This window comes from Streptomyces graminofaciens (genome assembly GCF_030294945.1).
Lineage (GTDB): Bacteria > Actinomycetota > Actinomycetes > Streptomycetales > Streptomycetaceae > Streptomyces > Streptomyces graminofaciens.
Window position 1 is genome coordinate 11,051,581 of sequence record NZ_AP018448.1, and the last position, 18,071, is coordinate 11,069,651.

The following is an 18,071-nucleotide window of genomic DNA, read 5'->3' on the forward strand; positions in this document are numbered from 1 at the left end:
CATGACGATCGAACAACCACGCAGAGAAGACTTCACCCCCGGACGCCCCGTCCTGTTCCGCGACGCGACCGTCCTGTCCATGGACCCCGCGATCGGCCTGCTCGACCGCGGTGACGTCCTGGTCCGCGGCGAGCTGATCGAGCAGGTCGGAAGGGACCTCCAGGCACCGGACGACGCGTTGGTGGTGGACTGCGCCGGCGGCATCCTCATGCCCGGCATGGTCGACACGCACCGCCACATGTGGCAGACGGCGCTGCGCGGACTCGGCGCAGACTGGACCCTGTCGCAGTACTTCGTCTTCTACTACCTCACCTGGGGCAAGATCTTCCGTCCCGAGGACATCCACGCCGGCAACCTGCTGTCCGGCATCGAGGCGCTCGACGCGGGTGTGACCACCACGGTGGACTGGTCGCACGGCCTGCAGACGCCGGAGCACGGGGACGCGGCCGTCGAATCGCTGCGCGCGGTGCCGGGCCGCTTCGTGCTGGCCTACGGCAACCTGCTCGGCGCCCCCTGGGAGTGGGCCCGCTCGAAGGAATTCCGGTCCTTCGTCGACCGCCACTTCTCCGGGCGGGACGACATGCTGGGCCTGCAGCTCGCCTTCGACGTCACCGGTGACGACGCCTTCCCCGAGAAGGCGGCGTTCGAGGCGGCCCGCGAGCTCGGGCTGCCGGTCACCACCCACGCGGGCGTCTGGGGCGCGACGAACGACAACGGCATACGTCTGATGTGGGACCACGGGTTCATGACGCCCGACGTCACCTATGTGCACTCGGCGACGCTCAGCGAGGACTCGTACCACCGGATCGCCGCCTCGGGCGGCACGGTCTCGGTGTCGGCGGAGAGCGAGCACAACGCCGGCCAGGGCTACCCTCCCACCTGGCGGCTGAGGCGCCACGGCATCCCCGTGTCACTGTCGATGGACACCAGCGTGTGGTTCAGCGCCGATCTGTTCTCGGCGATGCGCGCCACGCTGTCGGCCGACCGGACGCGGGAACACATGGCGGCCCACGCGGCCGGGGAGACGGTGGTGCACCACAGCCTGCGGGCCCGGGACGTCGTGGAGTGGGCCACGATCGGCGGCGCCGGCGTGCTCGGCCTCAGCGACACCATCGGCTCGTTGACGCCGGGCAAGAAGGCCGACCTCGTCCTGCTCAAGAACGACCGGTCCCCGGCGATGTACCCGATCCTGCACCCCTACGGGCACGTGGTCTACCAGGCCACCCGCGCCGACGTGCACACCGTGCTGGTCAACGGAACCGTGGTGAAGTACGCGCACGAACTGGTCGGCGTCGACCTGGAACGGGCCCGCACCGCCGTCGCCGCGACCGTGGACTACGCGCGGACCACCATGGGCGAGGACGCGTGGCGGGAGGCCGTGGAGCCTCAGATCCCGACAACCGAGGTGATCTCGAACCCGTACACCTACAGCGAGTACCGCGGCGAGGGCGTCGCCGTGCAGAACGAGGGGGCGTAGCCCATGAGCGGCGGTTCAGGCGGCTCACGCGGACCGCTCGACGGGCTGCTGGTGGCGGACTTCTCCCGTATCCTCGCCGGTCCGTACGCGACGATGCTGCTCGCCGATCTCGGGGCCGACGTGGTGAAGGTCGAGGGCCCCCAGGGGGACGACACCCGCACCTGGACGCCGCCGGTGCGCGACGGTGTGTCGACCTACTACCTGGGGATCAACCGCGGGAAGCGGTCGCTCGCGCTCGACTTCCGCGACGAGGCGGACGCGCGGCTTGCGAGGGAGCTCGCTCGGCGCGCGGACGTGGTGATCGAGAACTTCAAGCCGGGCGGGCTGGCCAGGTACGGCCTGGACCATGCCTCGGTGAGCGCCGGGAATCCTGGCGTGGTGTACGCGTCGATCAGCGGTTTCGGAGCCGGACCCGGCCGGAACGTACCCGGCTACGACCTGATGGTGCAGGCGATCTCCGGGCTGATGAGCCTCACCGGTGATCCGGACGGGCCGCCGTACCGGGCGGGCATCTCCGTCTTCGACGTGATGGCGGGCAACCACGCCGCCATCGGCATCCTCGCCGCGCTGCGGCACCGCGACGCGACCGGCCAGGGCCAGCTCGTCGAGGTGAACCTGCTCTCGTCGGCACTGACCGGGCTGGTCAACCACAGCTCCTCCTACGTGGCCGGCGGCACCGTGCCCTACCGGATGGGCAACGCGCACCCCAGCGTCTTCCCCTACGAACCGCTGCCGACGGCCGACCAGGACCTGATCGTCACGGCTGCCAACGACGGGCAGTTCCGCAAGCTGTGCGAAGTACTCGGGATCCCCGAGACCGCCGACGATCCCCGCTTCCGGCACAACGCCGACCGTACCGAGCGACGGGAGGAACTCCGGCCCCTCCTGCTCGATCGGCTGAAGACGAGGACCGCCCTGGAGTGGTTCGACCTGCTCGTCGACGCCGGGGTCCCCTGCGGACCGATCAACACCATCGAGGGTGGGTTCGCGATGGCCGAACGCTTCGGACTCGACCCGGTCGTCGAGGTCGGCGAGGGAGACCGGGCCGTACCCACGACACGGCACCCGATCCGCTTCTCCGAGACGCCCGCCGCCTACCGCCTGCCCCCGCCCGAGTTGGACGAGCACCGGACCGAACTCCGCAAGTGGCTGGAGGACGGAGTGGGGGACGATCCGGAGGACGAGAATGCCTGAGAAACCGAATGCGCCCGAGTACCCGACCGCCCTCGGTGCGTCCTCCCTGGACAGCATCACCCTGCTCGGCCAGGACCTCGCGGCCGATGTGATGGGCGAGGTGGGCTTCGGCGAGCTGGCGTTCTGGCTGGCCACGCAGCGCCGCCCCACCTCCGGGGAGACACGGGTGTTCGAGGCGGTGCTCGCCGCACTCGCCGACCACGGCTTCACCCCGACCGCCATAACGGCGCGGCTGACATACCTGTCAGCCCCCGACTCGATACAGGGAGCCATCGCCGCAGGGCTTCTCGGCGGCGGCTCCCGCTTCCTCGGCGTGACCGAGGACTGCGGCCGCTTCCTGCATGACGCCCTGTCAACGCTGGAGAACGGCCACCCGACCGACGAGGCCGGCTGGGACGAACTAGCCCTGGCCACCGTACGCTCCCGAAGAGAGGCCAGGGGGCTCATCCCCGGGCTCGGACACCACATCCACAAGCAAGGTGACCCCCGCACTCCGAGACTGTTCCAACTCGCCATGGAGGAAGGGCTGTTCGGCCCGCACCTGTCGCTGTTCGCGGCCATAGGCCGGGTCCACCCCCAGGTGCTGGGCAGCACCCTGCCGCTCAACGGCGCCGGCGTCTGCGGCGCCGCGCTCGCCGACCTCGGCCTCCCGCTGGAACTGCTGCGCGCCTTCGCCCTGCTCGCCCGCACGGCCGGACTCATCGGCCAGCTCGCCGAGGAGATCCGCAACCCCGTCGCGAACGACATCTTCCTCTCGGTGGACCTCAACAACCGCGCCGTACCACCGCACCCTGCCGACGGAGGCGAAGCTTCAGCAAGCGGCTGATCAGTAAGGGCCTGATGCCGTACGACGGTAGCGGCCGGGCGCGATGCCCTGTTCCCGGGAGAACGCCCGCGAGAAGGCGAACTCGGAGCGGTATCCGACGGCTTGCGCGATGGCGCCGACCGGATTGTCGGTGTCGCGCAGCAGGCGGGCGGCCAGGTCGATCCGCACGCGAGAGAGGTAGGCCAGCGGGGTGTGGCCCACCACCTCCTTGAACTGGCGAGCGAAGGCCGGGCGGGACATCGTGACGGTGCGGGCCAGGCTCTCCACCGTCCAGTCGCGGTGCGGCTCTTCGTGCATCAGTGACAGGGCGGTTCCGATGCGCGGGTCGCGCAGGGCGGTCAGCCAGGACGGTCCCGTCTCGCTGGCGGTGTCGGCCCGTTCGATCCAGGCGCGGATCGCGAGCACGAAGAGCACCTCGGTCAGACGGGTCGCCACTGCCCGGGAGCCGGGCTCCCCGCCCGCCGTCTCGGTGGCGAGGATCCGGACGACATCCTGCAACCGGGGGTCGGCGCTCATGCCGGGCACATGGATGAGCCTCAACCGGTGGTGAACGTTGATCTCGGCGTGGAGGCCGTCGGACAGCGCCCAGTCGACGACCCGCTTGACCGGCCATCCAGGTCGGGTCGATGGCGTGGGCGTGGCCGCTCCAGGTGACGGGGCGGGCCGCTGTCGTCCTCGCGCAACGCGGAAGTGAGTTTGATTTTCCTACTCACAGATCTATAGTGTGAGTCCAGATTCCATACCGACCGGTAGGACTGGTGAGGCCAGGGAGGCCGCCATGAGGGATGCAGTGATCGTTGAGGCCGTGCGTACCCCAATCGGCAAGGGCAAGCCGGGCGGTGCGCTGTCGTCCGTGCACCCCGTCGAACTGCTCGCACACACCTTGCGCACGCTGGTCGAACGCAGCGGGATCGACCCAGCGCTGGTGGACGACGTGGTCGGCGGCACCGTTGACCAGGTCGGCGAGCAGGCGATGAACACCACCCGCTACGCCGTGCTGTCGGCGGGCTTCCCGGAGACGGTCCCGGCGACCACCGTGGACCGCCAGTGCGGCTCCTCCCAGCAGGCCGTGCACTTCGCCGCGCAGGGCGTCATCGCCGGCGCCTACGACCTCGTCATCGCCTGCGGCGTCGAGTCGATGAGCCGGGTCCCGATGTGGTCGAGCGTGCCGCCGGGCGCCGATCCGTTCGGTCCGGGCATTGCCGCCCGCTACCCGGAGGGGCTCCCGCCGCAGGGCGTCAGCGCCGAACTGATCGCCGCGCGCTGGAAGCTGGACCGCGAGACGATGGACGCCTTCTCCGCCGACTCGCACGCCAAGGCCGCGCGGGCCTGGGAGGCTGGCCTCTTCGACGCCGAGACCGCGCCGCTGACCACGCCTGAGGGACGGCTCGTCACCAGGGACGAAAGCGTGCGCCCGACCACCACGCCGGAGATCCTGGCCGGCCTGCGGCCCGCGTTCGAGGACGAGGGGTTCGCCCGCCGCTTCCCGCAGATCGACTGGTCGGTCACGGCCGGCAACAGCAGCCCGACCAACGACGGCGCGGCGGCCGTGCTGATCACCAGCAGCGAGACCGCCGCGCGGCTCGGCCTGCGGCCCCTCGCCCGACTGCACAGCTTCGCCGTCACGGGCTCCGACCCGCTCCTGATGCTGACGGGCGTCATCCCGGCCACGGAGAAGGTGCTGCGGCGGGCGGGGCTCGGCCTGGACGACATCGACCTCTTCGAGGTCAACGAGGCATTTGCCAGCGTCCCGCTCGCCTGGCTCGCCGAAACAGGCACGGACCCGGCCCGCGTCAACGTCCACGGTGGCGCGATCGCCCTCGGCCACCCGCTCGGCGCGAGCGGAGCTCGCCTGATGACGACGCTCGTTCACGCCATGCGGGAGCGGGGCGCGCGCTACGCCCTGCAAACGATGTGCGAGGCGGGCGGGCTGGCCAACGCGACGGTACTGGAGCGTATCTGAGCTCGGCTCCTTGGAACCCATAACGGCTGGGTCCGTGGGGCCGCCGGCGCCGAGGTGGACAAGTTCCTCGGTATCCCGTACGCCGCACCGCCCGCGCCGGCCTCGTGGCGGGGCGTCCGTGACGCGACCACCGACGCCCCGGCCTGCGCCCAGCCTGCCGGCGGGCTGCTCCCCGGAGAGTCGACTGCGGACGAGGACTGCTTGTACCTCAGCGTCTACCGGCCCGCCCACATAGCCGGGAAGCGGTTGCCGGTGCTCGTCTGGATCCACGGCGGCGGGTACGGCTCGGGAGCCGCCCGGCTGTACGACGGCAGCGAACTCGCCGCGAAGAACGACGCGATCGTGGTGAGCATCAACTACCGGGTCAGTGTGTTCGGCTTCCTGGCCCTGGAGTCCTCGACCATGAGCAGGGGAACTCCGGGAACTACGGGTTCCTCGACCAACTGGCCGCGCTGTCTTCGCGGCACACACCGCCACCTACTTCTACGAGTTGTACGACCCGAACGCGCCACCGCTCACAGACCCCCCGGCGCCCAAGGGCTTCCAGATGGGCTCGGCGCACAGCGCGGACGTCGCCTACGTGTTCCAGGACGGCTTCGCCCAGCAGGCAGCGCCGTTCACCTCCGCGCAGAGGGCGTTGTCAGACAAGATCATGCGGTACTGGACGAACCTCGCCAGGCAGGGCAGCCCCAACGGCCACGGCGAGGCCGTCTGGCCGAAGTACCGGGGCGGCGGGAACGGCATCGTGCAGTTGAGCCCGGGCAACGTCTCGGTCATGCCCGACTACGAGGCCGAACACCACTGCTCCTTCTGGCGTTCTCTCGGACAGGCGTAGCCGGACAGGAGCCCGCGCGTCGCCGCGCGGGCTCCCTCCCGCTCCCGCGGCCGGACCGTCAGCACCAGTGCCCCGTGTCGGCCGCAGGCATCCGGCCGAGCCGTACTCCGAGTACAGCTGGCCTTCCAGCTCATTGTTGTACGGGCGCAGTGAGGCGGCGGGGCCCTCGGGGCCCGTCGTCTGCCGGCCGACTTCAAGTCGTGCTGCCCGCTCGGGGCCGCCCGGCTCCCGCATTTCCCCCGTGATGCGCCGACGCCAACGCAGCGGCGTTTCCTCGTCGCATTCCTGCCTCGGCGCCCCACGAAACGGACCGATGCGGACCAGGTCCTGCCGATCCATCCCCACCGCGTTCAGTTCCGCGGCCGCCCGGCGCACCTCATCCTCCGGAACACTCCACTGACCGCCGCTCGCCCTCACCATCGCCACCACACGGCCGCCGAGCAGGACGTACCTCACCTGGGCACGGGCAGGAGAGCAGGTGAATGCCCCAGAAGCCGTCGGCACAGCACTGTCGGCCGTCAAATCGACCCACAGAGCGTCCGCGGCAACCAGGGTGATCAGGCCGTCCGTGGGACCGGGCAGGACACGCTCTGACATACCGACAGGCTAACGGCCTGCAACGCGGCAACGGGTGCCAAGCGCCTCGGCCAACCGGGCCGCCGCCCGCAACTCTTTTGCCTGAGCATCTGGCTCGTGTGGCAGGACAGCGTCACCGGCAGATCCTCGAAGGACACTGCGGGAGACCTGCAGGACCACCACCAAAACCGAGACCGCTCGAACGAGTTCTAGCAATGCCGCCAACTCCTCGTCGGACATACAGTCCATGAGAAGTTGCAGTTCAGAGCCGGTGCACGAGCTACCGCGGTCGGTAATATCGAGTACAAGCGCGACACCGACGCTGGCGTCATCAACCAGGGCTTGTTCTCCCTCTCGTGGCTGATGGACCAGCGGGCCGAGTTCGAGCACCTGGTCCACGACAGGTTCGGGGCTACGGCCGCGTCCCAGGTGCTGTGGAGCGGACCGAGCCTGATCTGTACCGCCGACGACTTCACGCGCTACGACGTACACGCCGTATGTGAGCACCGGAGGCCGATCGACCTGGCCCGCTACCGCTACTTCGGCACCGAGCAGACGTGAACCGCCCCGCTGACCGGACGTGTCAGCAACAAGCGCTCCGCTCTGAGGGTATCTCCTGGAAACCAGCTCTGACCTCGGCCAATGGAACGCGTTCCGCGCACAAAGATGCGTCAGCTCGTCGTTGACCGGCGGTCCGCGGCAGGGCCAGGCTGATGGAGCCAGATCGGATTCCGATCTCCCGTTTCCGGTCCCCGAACTGAGTGCAGGAGGCGTGATGTTCCAGACAGACACCTTTGAAGACACCGAACTCAGGGGAGATCCCGGAGCGGCTGCCGTCGCCACGACCGCGCTCGTCACTCCGAACGCGCCGGCGGACCGCGGCGAGCTGTTCTTCCAGCGTTGCCTGTGGTGCGGCACTCCGGCCTACCGCCGCTCGTTCTGCCGTGCCTGCGGGTCCGTGGCCCTTCGACGGGAACGCAGCGCGGGCGACGGGGTCGTGGTCCGCCGCCACGGCCAGGTCCCGCACAACACGTGGTTCGTCGCGATGAACGAGGGCTTCAACCTGCTCTGCCAGGCCACCGACGCGTCGCCGGTCACCGTCGGGTCGAGGGTGAGTGTCGTACGGGCCGTCGCTCCCCTCGGGCAGGGACTTCCCGTCGTCGAGCCCACTCGCCCGCCGACTTCGGACCGCTGGTGGTGACGGGAAACGGCTCGAACGCAGCCACCTCGCACAAGCGGGACGATCAGAGAGGAGGGTGCGTGGACACCCAGCACAACGCGCCGGATGGACAGGCCGCCGTTGTCGAGGGAGTGGGGCGTGGCGCGTTGGAGGGTCTGCGGATCGCCGACTTCTCCCGGGTTCTCGCGGGGCCCTACGCCACCATGCTTCTCGCCGACCTCGGTGCGGAAGTGATGAAAGTCGAACGGCCGGGCATCGGGGACGATACCCGGGCCTGGAGCCCTCCGGCGGACCACGACGGCACCTCGACCTATTTCCTCAGCGTCAACCGGAACAAGAGGTCGGTCACCCTGGACCTCGCCACCGACACCGGCCGTGAACAGGCCCTCGCCCTGGTCGCCGAGTCCGACGTGCTGGTGGAGAACTTCCGCCCCGGCACGATGGAACGGCTCGGCCTCGGCCCTCGCGAACTCCTCGCCCGGTACCCGGAGTTGGTCTACTGCTCGATCAGCGGCTTCGGCAGCGGCGCGGGTGCGGCGATCCCCGGATACGACCTTCTCGTGCAGGCCGTCGGCGGGCTGATGAGCGTGACCGGGGACCCGGCCGGTGAGCCGGTCAAGGCGGGGGTGGCCCTGGTCGATGTGATCACCGGCCTGCACGCCTCGCTCGGCATCCTCGCGGCCCTCCGGCATCGGGACGCCACCGGGGAGGGGCAGCACGTGGAGGTGAACCTGCTCAGTTCGCTGCTGTCGGCCATGGTCAACCAGGCCTCGGCGTTCGCCGTCGCCGGTGTGGTCCCGGAGCGTATGGGCAACGCGCATCCGAGTATCGCCCCGTACGAGACCTTCCCGGCCGCCGATCGTCCGATCGCGATCGCGGTGGGCAACGACCGGCAGTTCGCCGCGCTCGCAGATCTCGTCGGGGAACCCGGTCTCGCTCGCGACGAGCGCTTCCGCACCAATGCAGACCGGGTCGCCCACCGCACCGAGCTGCGCGCCGTCCTGACGCGGCGGCTGGGCGCCGCCGGCGCGGACCACTGGTCGACTGTCCTGCTGGCGGCGGGTGTGCCCGCGGGGCCGGTCAACACCCTGAACGAGGCGTTCGACTTCGCTCAGAAGCTCGGGCTTCCCGGCATCGTCGACATACCCGCCGCATCCGCCGACGGAGGCGACGGAGCAGAGGGCAGGCCCTTCCGCCAAGTCGCGAGCCCCATCGCGATGAGCGGTACGCCCGCGCAGTACTGCCTGCCGCCACCGCGCCTGGGCCAGCACACCGCGGAGATCTTGCACCGCCCTTCGGACCACGACCACGCCTCCCCGCCGAACGAAGCGGTCAGCTGACCGCTTCAGGCGCTGGCACCACGACCGAACCGATCACCCTCAATCCCCAGGAGCTCACGATGAGCGGCGCCAAGCCGATGAAGGACCCCCTCGACCTGCTCGACATCTCCTCCCTCCTCAGCGACGAGGAGCGCGAGATCCAGGCCACCGTGGCCAAGTTCCTCGCCGACCGGGTACGCCCGCACATCGGCGAGTGGTTCGAGAACGCGCACTTCGCACGCGAACTCGCCCCGGAACTCGGCAAGTTGGGCGTTCTGGGTATGCATCTCGAAGGCTACGGCTGCGCCGGGACGAACGCGGTCAGCTACGGACTGGCCTGTCTGGAGCTGGAGGCGGCGGACTCCGGGTTCCGCAGCTTCGTGTCCGTGCAGGGCTCGCTGTCGATGTTCTCCATCTGGAAGTGGGGCTCGGAGGAGCAGAAGCAGGAGTGGCTGCCCCGGCTCGCCGCCGGTGAGGCCATCGGCTGTTTCGGCCTGACCGAGCCCGACTTCGGCAGCAACCCCTCCGGGATGCGCACCCGGGCCGTCCGCGACGGCGACGACTGGATCCTCAACGGCTCCAAGATGTGGATCACCAACGGCGGCATCGCCGATGTCGCCACCGTCTGGGCGCAGACCGAGGAAGGCATCCGAGGCTTCCTCGTCCCCCGCGGGACTCCCGGCTTCACCACCCAGGACATCAAGCAGAAGATGTCCCTGCGCGCCTCGATCACCTCGGAGCTGTACTTCGACAACGTACGGCTGCCCGACTCCGCCCGACTGCCGCTCGCCCAGGGCCTGCGCGGACCATTGTCCTGCCTCAACGAGGCCCGCTTCGGCATCCTGTTCGGCGCGGTCGGCGCGGCCCGCGACTGCATCCAGGCCGCCATCGAGTACGCCGACTCCCGCGTGCAGTTCGACAAGCCCATCAGCGCCTTCCAGCTCACCCAGAAGAAGCTCACCGACATGAGCGTCTCCACCGGCAACGCCGCCCTGCTCGCCATCCACCTGGGCCGGCTCAAGGACCATCACCGCATCCGCCCCGAACAGATCAGCGTCGGCAAGCTCAACAACGTCCGCGAAGCGATCGCCATCGCCCGCGAATGCCGCACCGTCCTCGGCGCCAACGGCATCTCCCTGGAGTACTCGCCGCTGCGCCACGCCAACAACCTGGAGTCCGTCCTGACCTACGAAGGCACCAGCGAGATGCACACCCTGGTCGTCGGACAGGCGCTCACCGGCCAAGCGGCGTTCCGCTGACCACCGAAAGCCCGACCACCGAAGGCCGAACCACCGAAGGCCGAACCACCGAAGGCCGGATCACCGCAGGCTGAAGGAAGACGTCCGTGAACATCGTCGTACTCGTCAAACAGGTCCCGGACACGGGTGCCGAACGCACCCTGTCCCAGGCCGACCACCTCCTCGACCGCGAGGACGCCGACCTCGTCCTGGACGAGATCAACGAGCGCGCCACCGAAGAGGCCCTGAGTCTGAAGGAGTCGGCGGACGCCCACATCACCGTCGTCTCCATGGGACCCGACTCCGCGCGCGAAGCCATCCGCAAGGTGCTGGCGATGGGCGCCGACCGGGGCATCCACATCTGCGACGACCGTCTGCGCGGCGCGGACGTGCTGACCACCGCGAAGGCCCTGGCGGCCGCCGTGCGGACCGTGGAGGACGTCGACCTGGTACTCGCCGGTGACACGACCACCGACGGTCGGGCGAGCGCGGTCCCCGCGGTCGTCGCGGACCTGCTCGCCCTGCCCCAGGTGACCCACGTACGGAAGCTCGACGTGGACGCCGGACGGGTGCGCGCCGAGCGCGAGACCGAGAACGGTGAGGTGACGCTCGACGCCCCGCTGCCCGCGCTGGTCAGCGTCACCGAGAAGATCAACGAGCCGCGCTACCCCTCCTTCAAGGGGATCATGGCCGCCAAGAAGAAGCCGGTGGACACGGTCGACCTCGACGACCTGTTCCCGGACGCGGACCACACCGCATTCCTCGTGACGCGCACCCGTGTGCTGGAGGCCGTCCCGCGGCCCCCGCGTTCAGCCGGAACCCGCATCACGGACGACGGCTCGGCAGGCCGGCAGCTCGCCGCGTACCTGATCGCCCAGAAGCTCGTCTGAACCATCTGAACTGTCTGTCCGCCCGCACAGGAACACAGGCCCCATGCCCGATGTCCTCGTACTCGTCGACCACGACGGGGAACGTGTCAACAAGACCACCTATGAACTCCTGGCCGCCGCACGGCGGCTGGGAGACCCTGCCGCTGTCGTCGTGGGACCCCCCGGCACGGCGGCGCGCCTCAGGGAGTCCCTCGCCCGATACGGCGCCACGAGTGTCCACGCGGCGGAATTCGCTCAAGCGGCAGATTTCCTCGTCACGCCTGCCGTGGACGCCTTGGAGCTGGCGGTGAGCGAAACCTCCCCCGCCGCCGTTCTGGTCCCCGCGACGACGGACGGTAGGGAGGTGGCCGCGCGTCTCGCCGCACGGCTGGACGCCGGGCTGCTGATCGACGCGGTCGACCTGGACTCCTCCGGTGTCGTCACTCAGATCGTCTTCGGGGGCTCGTACACCGTGCGTTCCCAGGTCACCCATGGGACACCGGTGATCACCGTGCGCCCCGGGGCCTTCGAACCGGAGGAGCTTCCCGGCGGCGCTGCCGAGTGGACACTGGTCCCGCCGGCCGTCGACCCCACGACCTCCGCCCGTATCACCGACCGACGCACCGTACTCGCGGGTGACCGGCCCGGGCTCACCGAGGCCGCCGTCGTCGTCTCCGGCGGACGCGGTGTCGGAGGCGCGCACGGCTTCGAGGTGGTGGAGGAACTGGCGGACGCCTTCGGAGGCGCGGTCGGCGCCTCGCGCGCCGCGGTGGACGCCGGCTACTACCCGCACCAGTTCCAGGTCGGGCAGACCGGCAAGTCCGTCTCCCCTCAGCTGTACGTCGCCCTGGGTATCTCCGGGGCCATCCAGCATCTCGCCGGAATGCAGACCTCCAAGACGATCGTCGCCGTCAACAAGGATCCGGAGGCGCCCATCCTCGACCTCGCCGACTACGGCGTGGTGGGCGACCTGTTCGCGGTGACTCCCCAGCTCACACAGGAAGTGGCCGCCCGCCGCGCCGTCGGTTGAGGTGCTGCGCGACCGGAGGGGGCGGCCGTCGGCCGCCCCCTCCGTCCATTCGCCGACTGCGGTGAGCGTTCACCCGCGGCAGACCGAGAGTGATGCCAGTCTTGAGATCAGGGCATTGAGACACCGACGACGATGGGGGAGGACACCATGCGGTACACCGGGAAGCCCAGGTCCTGCTGCGACGTGTATATCGACCCCGACCCCACACGGGTGTGGGCTTTGGTGACGGACATCGCTTTGCCGGCCCGCCTGAGCCCTGAGCCCTGAGCTGCAGCGTGTGGAACGGCTCGACGGCGCCGAGGCGCCTGCGGTGGAAGCCCGTTTCGCCGGCCTCTCCGGGGCCGACCTGGCCGTGGAGCGCGAACCGGACCGGGGCAGGAGATCGTGGCCTTCCGGCTCGCGGAGCCTCGCACGAACACGGAAGCAACCCTGCACGGCATCACGGCGCTTGCCGAAGGAACCAGCTGGTCAGGTCATTCGCGACCGGCGCAGATCAGGGTCCATGGGCCCACTTCAGCCATGCCCTCAAGTCGGCCTACGCGTGAGCCCTCACGACCTTGCCTTACCGGCCTTCAGGCCGCCTGGTAGTTGAAGAATCCCTGTCCCGACTTACGGCCCAGCAGGCCCGACTCGACCATGCGACGCAGCAACGGGGGAGGGGCGTACAGCGGTTCGCGGTACTCCTCGTACAGTGCTTCGCCTATCGCCGCCACGGTGTCGAGGCCGATGAGGTCGGCGAGGCGCAGCGGGCCCATGGGGTGGGCGCAACCGGCGGTCATCCCGGTGTCGATGTCCTCGGCCGTCGCCGTGCCGGAGCTGACCATCCGTACCGCTGCCAACAGGTAGGGAACCAGGAGGGAGTTCACCACGAAGCCGGCGCGGTCCTGCGTGACGATCGCCTTCTTGCCCAGGGTCTCGTCGGCGAAGGCACGCACGCGCAGTTCCGTGGCCTTCGAGGTGTGCAGCGAGGGGATTATCTCGACCAGCGGCATGACAGGGACGGGGTTGAAGAAGTGCAGGCCGATCACCGACTCCGGTCGTCCGGTCGCTGCCGCGAGCCGGGCGATGGGGATCGAGGAGGTGTTGCTGGCGAGTACGGCGGCAGGGTTGGTGACCACCTCGTCCAGCTGTCGGAACAGAGCCGTCTTGGCCTGCTCGTCCTCCACGGCGGCCTCGATGACCAAGTCCGCCTCGGACAGACGGGAGAGGTCTGCGGCGACCGTGATTCCGGCCAAGGCATGGGCGCGGCCTTCCGAGGTGAGGGCGCCGCGCTTCTCCGCCTTGAGCAGGGAGTCCGCCACGCCGGTCAGACCGGCGCGGGCCCTGTCCTCGGTCACGTCGCACAAGGTGACGCGTAGGCCGGCCCGGGCACAGACCTCGGTGATGCCCCGGCCCATCTGCCCGGCGCCGACGACGCCCACGTGCTTGATCGATGTCATGTGTTCCTCCGCCTGTCCTTCTCCGTCCGCGACAGTCGACGGACGCTGCCACGCTCAGTGGTTCCGTGTTGAGCCTAGGCCGGTCACACCCCCTCTGACCTGCTTGGACGGTGCGTTATCCGCGTACAAAGATGCGTCGGTCCGTTGTCGGCCGGCGGGTGCCGCGCGGAAGCGGCGCCGACAAGACCAGGGGTGGTTCCGACAGGCTGCGGATCGCGCACTTCGCCCTGCGCGGGCCGCCTGCCGGGGCTCCGTGGCCTCAGTCGGCGGCGGCCGTGGCGGCAGCCGCCTCCCGCAGACGGCGGATCACGCCGCGCACGGCGGGCGAGGTCTCGCCTCTGCGGTAGGCGCCCACCAGTCGCGTGGTCAGCGGTACGTCCGCCAGCGGGCGATAGGCCACCCCGGGGATCTGTACGCGGCGCAGCGAAGCGGGGACCAGGGCAACCGCGAGACCACCGCCCACCAGTGTCAGAGCCGCGATGAAGTCCCGCACCGGGGGAGCACACCGCGGGCTGAAACCGCCCCGCTCCGCCACCTCAAGGATCTGGTCGCGGCAGCCGTACTCCTCGTCGAAGTGCGGGGCGACGAACTGCTCGTCGCACAGCTCCGCCGCCGGTACCGCCTCGTACGCCGCCAGCGGCGCGTCGGCCGGCAGCGCAATGACGACCTCCTCCGTGAGGAGACACGTGGCGGTGACTTCGGTCGGGTACTCCGGCCGCCAGCGCAGGAACCCGACGTCGATGTCCCCGCAGGCCAGTGCTTCCAGCTGTGCCGGTGTCTCCAACTCGCGTACCTGCAGGGTGAGCTGCGTGCCGGGGGCCGCGCAGCGGGTGAGGACGTCGGTCAGTACTCCGGAGAACGCGGCCGAGGCGACGTACGCGATCTGGGCGTGCCCCAGCTCCCCGCGGCCCGCACGTCGGCCCACGGCCTCGGCCCGCGCGGCCTGGGCGAGGGTCAACCGCGCCTCTTCGAGGAACAGCCGCCCGGCGCTGGTGAGTGCCGGCCGGGAGCGTCGTCCGCGGTCGATCAGGCGGACGCCCAGGTGCGACTCCAGCGCCCTGATCTGGGCGCTGAGTGCCGACGGAGCGAGATGCAGACGGTCCGACGCCCGCGCGAAGTGCAGTTCCTCCGCGACGGTGACGAACGACTCCAGCCAGCGCAGTTCCACCGGCCCCTCCGTCCTGCTGGGCGTGTGCTCAGGCGTGCACCGGCCGAGTGTACGGCCGGTGGGTCGGGACACCCCGCGGCGGCGTCAGGGCAGAACAGGACCGCCGCGGGGTGAGTACGGTGCGCCGTGGTTCAGGGGATGACGACGTAGTTGCTGAATCCGCCGTCGCGATCCTCCAGGCCCGAGATCGCCTCGTTGACCCTGGACAGCGGGAAGGGCTTGACCTGTAGGTAGGACAGGTCCAGAGCGCCCGTGGCCACCATGTCGGCGAGCTCCTGCCCCTGAGCGGTGCTGAACCAGTTGGAGCCGATCAGCTGGACCTGCTCGTCCATGAGCCACTTCACGTCCACGGGCAACCGGTCGGCCACGCCGCCGACGTTGACCACCTTGCCGCCCCGCCGGACGCCCTGCATGGAGTCGAGCATCGTCTCCACCGGGGCCTTGGCACCCAGCGCGCTGATGACATAGTCCGCGCCCTCGCCGCCGGTGCGGGACTTCGCCCACTCACCGGTGGAGCCGTCACCCAGCCGGAAGACCTCGACCCGCTCCGGGTCCAGTTCCTTGACGCGCTTGAGGAGTTCCTCGTTACGGCCGGTCCCGAGGACCCGCGAGGCACCGGAGGCCAGCGCGAGCATGGTGGACGCGACCCCGAGGGTTCCCGTGACCCCGTCGATCAGCGCGACCTGGCCGGGGCCGGCGGCGGCGTTCTTGAGGGCGCCGTAGGAGGTGCCGATGTAGCCCAGCTTGCCGGCCTGCTCGAACGTCATGTTGTCCGGGAGGTTGACGATCGAGTACTGCGGGGCGGTCATGTACTCCGCGAAACCCCCGTACGGGTAGAGGTCGAAGATCCGCTGGCCGTCACGTGAGGTGCTGAAGTAGCCGTTCAACGTGAAGTAGCGGCACCGGCTCAGTTCGCCGCCCCGGCAGACCTGGCAACTGCCGCAGGAACGCAGGGGGTTGACGTAGACACGGTCGCCCGGCTTGGTGTGCAGCACCGCTTCGCCGACCGCTTCGACCACGCCGGCGGCGTCCAGGCCGAAGATAGCGGGGAACTTCGGCAACGGCTGGTGCGGGAACCACGTGGGCCAGTTGTTGATCACGTTGGCCATGTTCGGCACGATCCCGCACGCCTTCACCCGCACCAGTACGTCGGTCGGGCGCGGCGTCGGCACGTCGATCGTGTCCACCGACATCGGCTCACCGAGCGCGTGCAGTCGTGCAGCGAGCATTTTCGCCATTGAAATACTCCTTGGAACTGCTCCGTCCCGGGCGGCCGGGGGCGGAGACATCAAGAATTCCCTACGAATGGGGGAAAGGGTTCGGGTAGTTTTCCTCAAGGTCGATGCCGAGCAGTCCCATGATGCGGACGCCGGAGTTGTACCAGGCGATGGACAACGACAGTTCGACCATCTGCTTGTCCGTCAGGTGGTCGGCGGCGGCACGCCACGTCTTCTCCGAGACGTCGACCTGGAGCGTGGACTCCTTGGCGAGAGCCATCACCGCCTTCTCCGCGTCGTCGAACAGACCGGACGACTCGAAGTCGGCCACCGCCGCGAGCTGTTCCTCCGTGAGCCCGGCCTTGAGCCCGTGTGACTGGTGGTGCGCGACCTCGTACGCCGACCGGGTCGCGTACCCCACGGTCAGGATGGCCAGTTCACGCAGTCTGGGGTTGAGGTCGGCGGCCCGCAGCGAGTTGGCGTAGGTCAGGAAGGCGTCCAGCTGGGTCGGCGCGTTGGTCAGGGCGAGGAAGATGTTCGCCGTAGGGACCTTGCGTTCGGCTTCCAGCCGGTCGTACAGGGGCTTCTGCGACTCGTCGGCGTCCTCGCGGCGCAGATAGGGGACGCGTGCCATGGGTGTCTCCTCGGGGGACGAAAAGATCAGCGGGTGGACTGGGGCTGTTCGCGCAGGAACCGCTCCAGCGACATGGGCTTCGGCGGCTCGGCCGGCGGAATCTGCTTGACGCCGACGAAGGGCGACGCCTCGAAGTACCACTTCTCCAGCGCCGGCAGGCCCCAGCGGGCGTTGGTGCTCAGCGATCCCGCGTCCCAGCGCACCGGCTCGATCTCGGTGTCGATCGTCTGGTAGTGGCTGTTGAAGACCTCCACCCGGTGCCCGTCGGGGTCGCGGAGGTAGGCGAAGAGCATCCCGCCCGGACCGTGACGGCCGGGGCCACGCTCCACGCCCTCGCCGTAGCCGTGGATGCCCGCGAAGTCGCAGGCGGTGAAGATGTCGTGGCTCTCCGAGACGGTGTACGCGAAGTGGTGCAGGGCCGGCCCGGTGTTCTCGACGATCGCCAGGTCCAGGCAGGTGCCCTTGCGGTACATGAAGGCGCCCAGCAGCTTGTCGCCGTGCGCCAGGTACTCGGAGTTGCGGAAGCCCAGCTCGCCGTAGAACGCGCACAGCTCGTAGGTGTCGGGCGCGAAGGTCTGGTAGTGATCGAGCCGCTGCGCGTGCGCGCCCTTGTGGAGCTGGAAGTCGATGTGCAGCCTCGGCCGGGTCTCCATGTGCGCACAGAGTTCGAGCGGCGTGCCGATGGGGTCGCTGACGTGCAGGGTGCGGCCCTGGTACGGGGCCTCGACCCACTCGGCGGGCAGTCCCCGCTCACGGAACCAGTCGTACGCGATGTCGAGGTCCTCGTCGAAGAAGACCCGGAAACCGATCCTCCTGCTCCTGCCCGCGCCCTCTTCGTCCAGTTCCAGGACGAGGCTGTGGTGGCAGGCTTCCGACAGGCCGCGGAGGTAGCAGGTGCGCTCGTCCTCGTCGCTGACCACGAGTCCCAGCACGTTCACATAGAAGTTCCGGCTCTCGGCCAGATCGGCCACGGTGAGCCGGACGTGGCTGGAGCGGGTGATGTTGAAACTCGGACGCAGATTGACGGGTGGCAGCATGCTGGTCTCCGTGCTCGGATCGGCTCTGGATTTCGCTGACTTTAATACTTCGAGACCCTTTATCGGCTT

At 69.4% G+C, this 18,071-nt stretch carries 15 protein-coding genes and 3 pseudogenes; 12 read left to right on the forward strand and 6 right to left on the reverse strand.

Annotated features, from left to right (window positions below; translation table 11 throughout):
- Nucleotide 1: 1 nt before the first annotated feature.
- Genes SGFS_RS48825 through SGFS_RS48835 form a run of 3 tightly spaced genes read left to right on the forward strand, consistent with a single transcriptional unit; the run spans nucleotide 2 to nucleotide 3,497 of the window.
- Nucleotides 2-1,477, forward strand: coding sequence for an amidohydrolase family protein (locus tag SGFS_RS48825; RefSeq protein WP_286259194.1), 1,476 nt, complete (start codon nucleotides 2-4; stop codon nucleotides 1,475-1,477).
- Nucleotides 1,478-1,480: 3 nt separating this feature from the next.
- A complete protein-coding gene (locus tag SGFS_RS48830; protein ID WP_286259195.1) occupies nucleotides 1,481-2,671 on the forward strand; it encodes a CaiB/BaiF CoA transferase family protein in 1,191 nt (396 codons plus the stop codon).
- Complete coding sequence (locus SGFS_RS48835; protein ID WP_286259196.1) at nucleotides 2,664-3,497, forward strand: citryl-CoA lyase; 834 nt, start codon at nucleotides 2,664-2,666, stop codon at nucleotides 3,495-3,497. Before SGFS_RS48830 ends, SGFS_RS48835 begins: the two co-directional genes overlap by 8 nt.
- On the opposite strand, the gene SGFS_RS48840 is transcribed toward SGFS_RS48835, so the two are convergent.
- Nucleotides 3,498-4,022: a helix-turn-helix domain-containing protein gene (locus tag SGFS_RS48840; protein ID WP_286259197.1), complete on the reverse strand. Its 525-nt coding sequence runs from the start codon at nucleotides 4,020-4,022 to the stop codon at nucleotides 3,498-3,500.
- A gap of 253 nt (nucleotides 4,023-4,275) precedes the next feature.
- Here SGFS_RS48840 and SGFS_RS48845 point away from each other — a divergent pair, with 253 nt between their 5' ends.
- From SGFS_RS48845 to SGFS_RS48885, 9 genes and pseudogenes are all read left to right on the forward strand, one after another.
- Complete coding sequence (locus tag SGFS_RS48845; RefSeq protein WP_286259198.1) at nucleotides 4,276-5,460, forward strand: thiolase family protein; 1,185 nt, start codon at nucleotides 4,276-4,278, stop codon at nucleotides 5,458-5,460.
- A 54-nt stretch (nucleotides 5,461-5,514) separates the two neighbouring features.
- Nucleotides 5,515-5,805 (forward strand): annotated as a pseudogene (locus SGFS_RS51620) (carboxylesterase family protein); the annotation flags it as partial.
- 127 nt (nucleotides 5,806-5,932) lie between these two features.
- Nucleotides 5,933-6,295, forward strand: a pseudogene (locus SGFS_RS48855) (carboxylesterase family protein); the annotation flags it as partial.
- A gap of 831 nt (nucleotides 6,296-7,126) precedes the next feature.
- Nucleotides 7,127-7,423, forward strand: a pseudogene (locus SGFS_RS48860) (hypothetical protein); the annotation flags it as partial.
- 223 nt (nucleotides 7,424-7,646) lie between these two features.
- Nucleotides 7,647-8,072: a Zn-ribbon domain-containing OB-fold protein gene (locus tag SGFS_RS48865; RefSeq protein WP_286259200.1), complete on the forward strand. Its 426-nt coding sequence runs from the start codon at nucleotides 7,647-7,649 to the stop codon at nucleotides 8,070-8,072.
- A gap of 59 nt (nucleotides 8,073-8,131) precedes the next feature.
- Nucleotides 8,132-9,391: a CaiB/BaiF CoA transferase family protein gene (locus SGFS_RS48870; RefSeq protein WP_434028164.1), complete on the forward strand. Its 1,260-nt coding sequence runs from the start codon at nucleotides 8,132-8,134 to the stop codon at nucleotides 9,389-9,391.
- Nucleotides 9,392-9,450: 59 nt separating this feature from the next.
- Nucleotides 9,451-10,629 carry an acyl-CoA dehydrogenase family protein gene (locus SGFS_RS48875; RefSeq protein ID WP_286259203.1) on the forward strand — a complete coding sequence of 393 codons (1,179 nt, stop codon included), beginning with the start codon at nucleotides 9,451-9,453 and terminating at the stop codon, nucleotides 10,627-10,629.
- Between the two features lie 86 nt (nucleotides 10,630-10,715).
- Nucleotides 10,716-11,498: an electron transfer flavoprotein subunit beta/FixA family protein gene (locus SGFS_RS48880; RefSeq protein WP_286259204.1), complete on the forward strand. Its 783-nt coding sequence runs from the start codon at nucleotides 10,716-10,718 to the stop codon at nucleotides 11,496-11,498.
- Between the two features lie 43 nt (nucleotides 11,499-11,541).
- Nucleotides 11,542-12,507: an electron transfer flavoprotein subunit alpha/FixB family protein gene (locus SGFS_RS48885; RefSeq protein WP_286259205.1), complete on the forward strand. Its 966-nt coding sequence runs from the start codon at nucleotides 11,542-11,544 to the stop codon at nucleotides 12,505-12,507.
- A 572-nt stretch (nucleotides 12,508-13,079) separates the two neighbouring features.
- On the opposite strand, the gene SGFS_RS48890 is transcribed toward SGFS_RS48885, so the two are convergent.
- The 5 genes from SGFS_RS48890 to SGFS_RS48910 form a co-directional block, all read right to left on the reverse strand.
- A complete protein-coding gene (locus SGFS_RS48890; RefSeq protein ID WP_286259206.1) occupies nucleotides 13,080-13,946 on the reverse strand; it encodes a 3-hydroxybutyryl-CoA dehydrogenase in 867 nt (288 codons plus the stop codon).
- 259 nt (nucleotides 13,947-14,205) lie between these two features.
- Entirely contained in the window at nucleotides 14,206-15,114 is a 909-nt protein-coding gene (locus SGFS_RS48895) for a LysR substrate-binding domain-containing protein (protein WP_286259207.1), read from the reverse strand.
- A gap of 131 nt (nucleotides 15,115-15,245) precedes the next feature.
- A complete protein-coding gene (locus SGFS_RS48900) occupies nucleotides 15,246-16,352 on the reverse strand; it encodes an alcohol dehydrogenase catalytic domain-containing protein (RefSeq protein ID WP_286259208.1) in 1,107 nt (368 codons plus the stop codon).
- Nucleotides 16,353-16,413: 61 nt separating this feature from the next.
- Nucleotides 16,414-16,965, reverse strand: a complete 552-nt coding sequence (locus SGFS_RS48905) for a carboxymuconolactone decarboxylase family protein (protein WP_286259210.1) — start codon at nucleotides 16,963-16,965, stop codon at nucleotides 16,414-16,416.
- A gap of 26 nt (nucleotides 16,966-16,991) precedes the next feature.
- Nucleotides 16,992-18,002 (reverse strand): VOC family protein, encoded by a 1,011-nt coding sequence (locus SGFS_RS48910; protein WP_286259213.1) that lies wholly within the window; start codon nucleotides 18,000-18,002, stop codon nucleotides 16,992-16,994.
- Between the last annotated feature and the right edge of the window lie 69 nt (nucleotides 18,003-18,071).

Coding starts and splice junctions, on each gene's coding strand:
- SGFS_RS48825 (WP_286259194.1), top strand. CDS start 2: ATGACGATCGAACAACCACGCAGAGAAGACTTCACCCCCGGACGCCCC.
- SGFS_RS48830 (WP_286259195.1), top strand. CDS start 1,481: ATGAGCGGCGGTTCAGGCGGCTCACGCGGACCGCTCGACGGGCTGCTG.
- SGFS_RS48835 (WP_286259196.1), top strand. CDS start 2,664: ATGCCTGAGAAACCGAATGCGCCCGAGTACCCGACCGCCCTCGGTGCG.
- SGFS_RS48845 (WP_286259198.1), top strand. CDS start 4,276: ATGAGGGATGCAGTGATCGTTGAGGCCGTGCGTACCCCAATCGGCAAG.
- SGFS_RS48865 (WP_286259200.1), top strand. CDS start 7,647: ATGTTCCAGACAGACACCTTTGAAGACACCGAACTCAGGGGAGATCCC.
- SGFS_RS48875 (WP_286259203.1), top strand. CDS start 9,451: ATGAGCGGCGCCAAGCCGATGAAGGACCCCCTCGACCTGCTCGACATC.
- SGFS_RS48885 (WP_286259205.1), top strand. CDS start 11,542: ATGCCCGATGTCCTCGTACTCGTCGACCACGACGGGGAACGTGTCAAC.
- SGFS_RS48890 (WP_286259206.1), bottom strand. CDS start 13,946: ATGACATCGATCAAGCACGTGGGCGTCGTCGGCGCCGGGCAGATGGGC.
- SGFS_RS48900 (WP_286259208.1), bottom strand. CDS start 16,352: ATGGCGAAAATGCTCGCTGCACGACTGCACGCGCTCGGTGAGCCGATG.
- SGFS_RS48905 (WP_286259210.1), bottom strand. CDS start 16,965: ATGGCACGCGTCCCCTATCTGCGCCGCGAGGACGCCGACGAGTCGCAG.
- SGFS_RS48910 (WP_286259213.1), bottom strand. CDS start 18,002: ATGCTGCCACCCGTCAATCTGCGTCCGAGTTTCAACATCACCCGCTCC.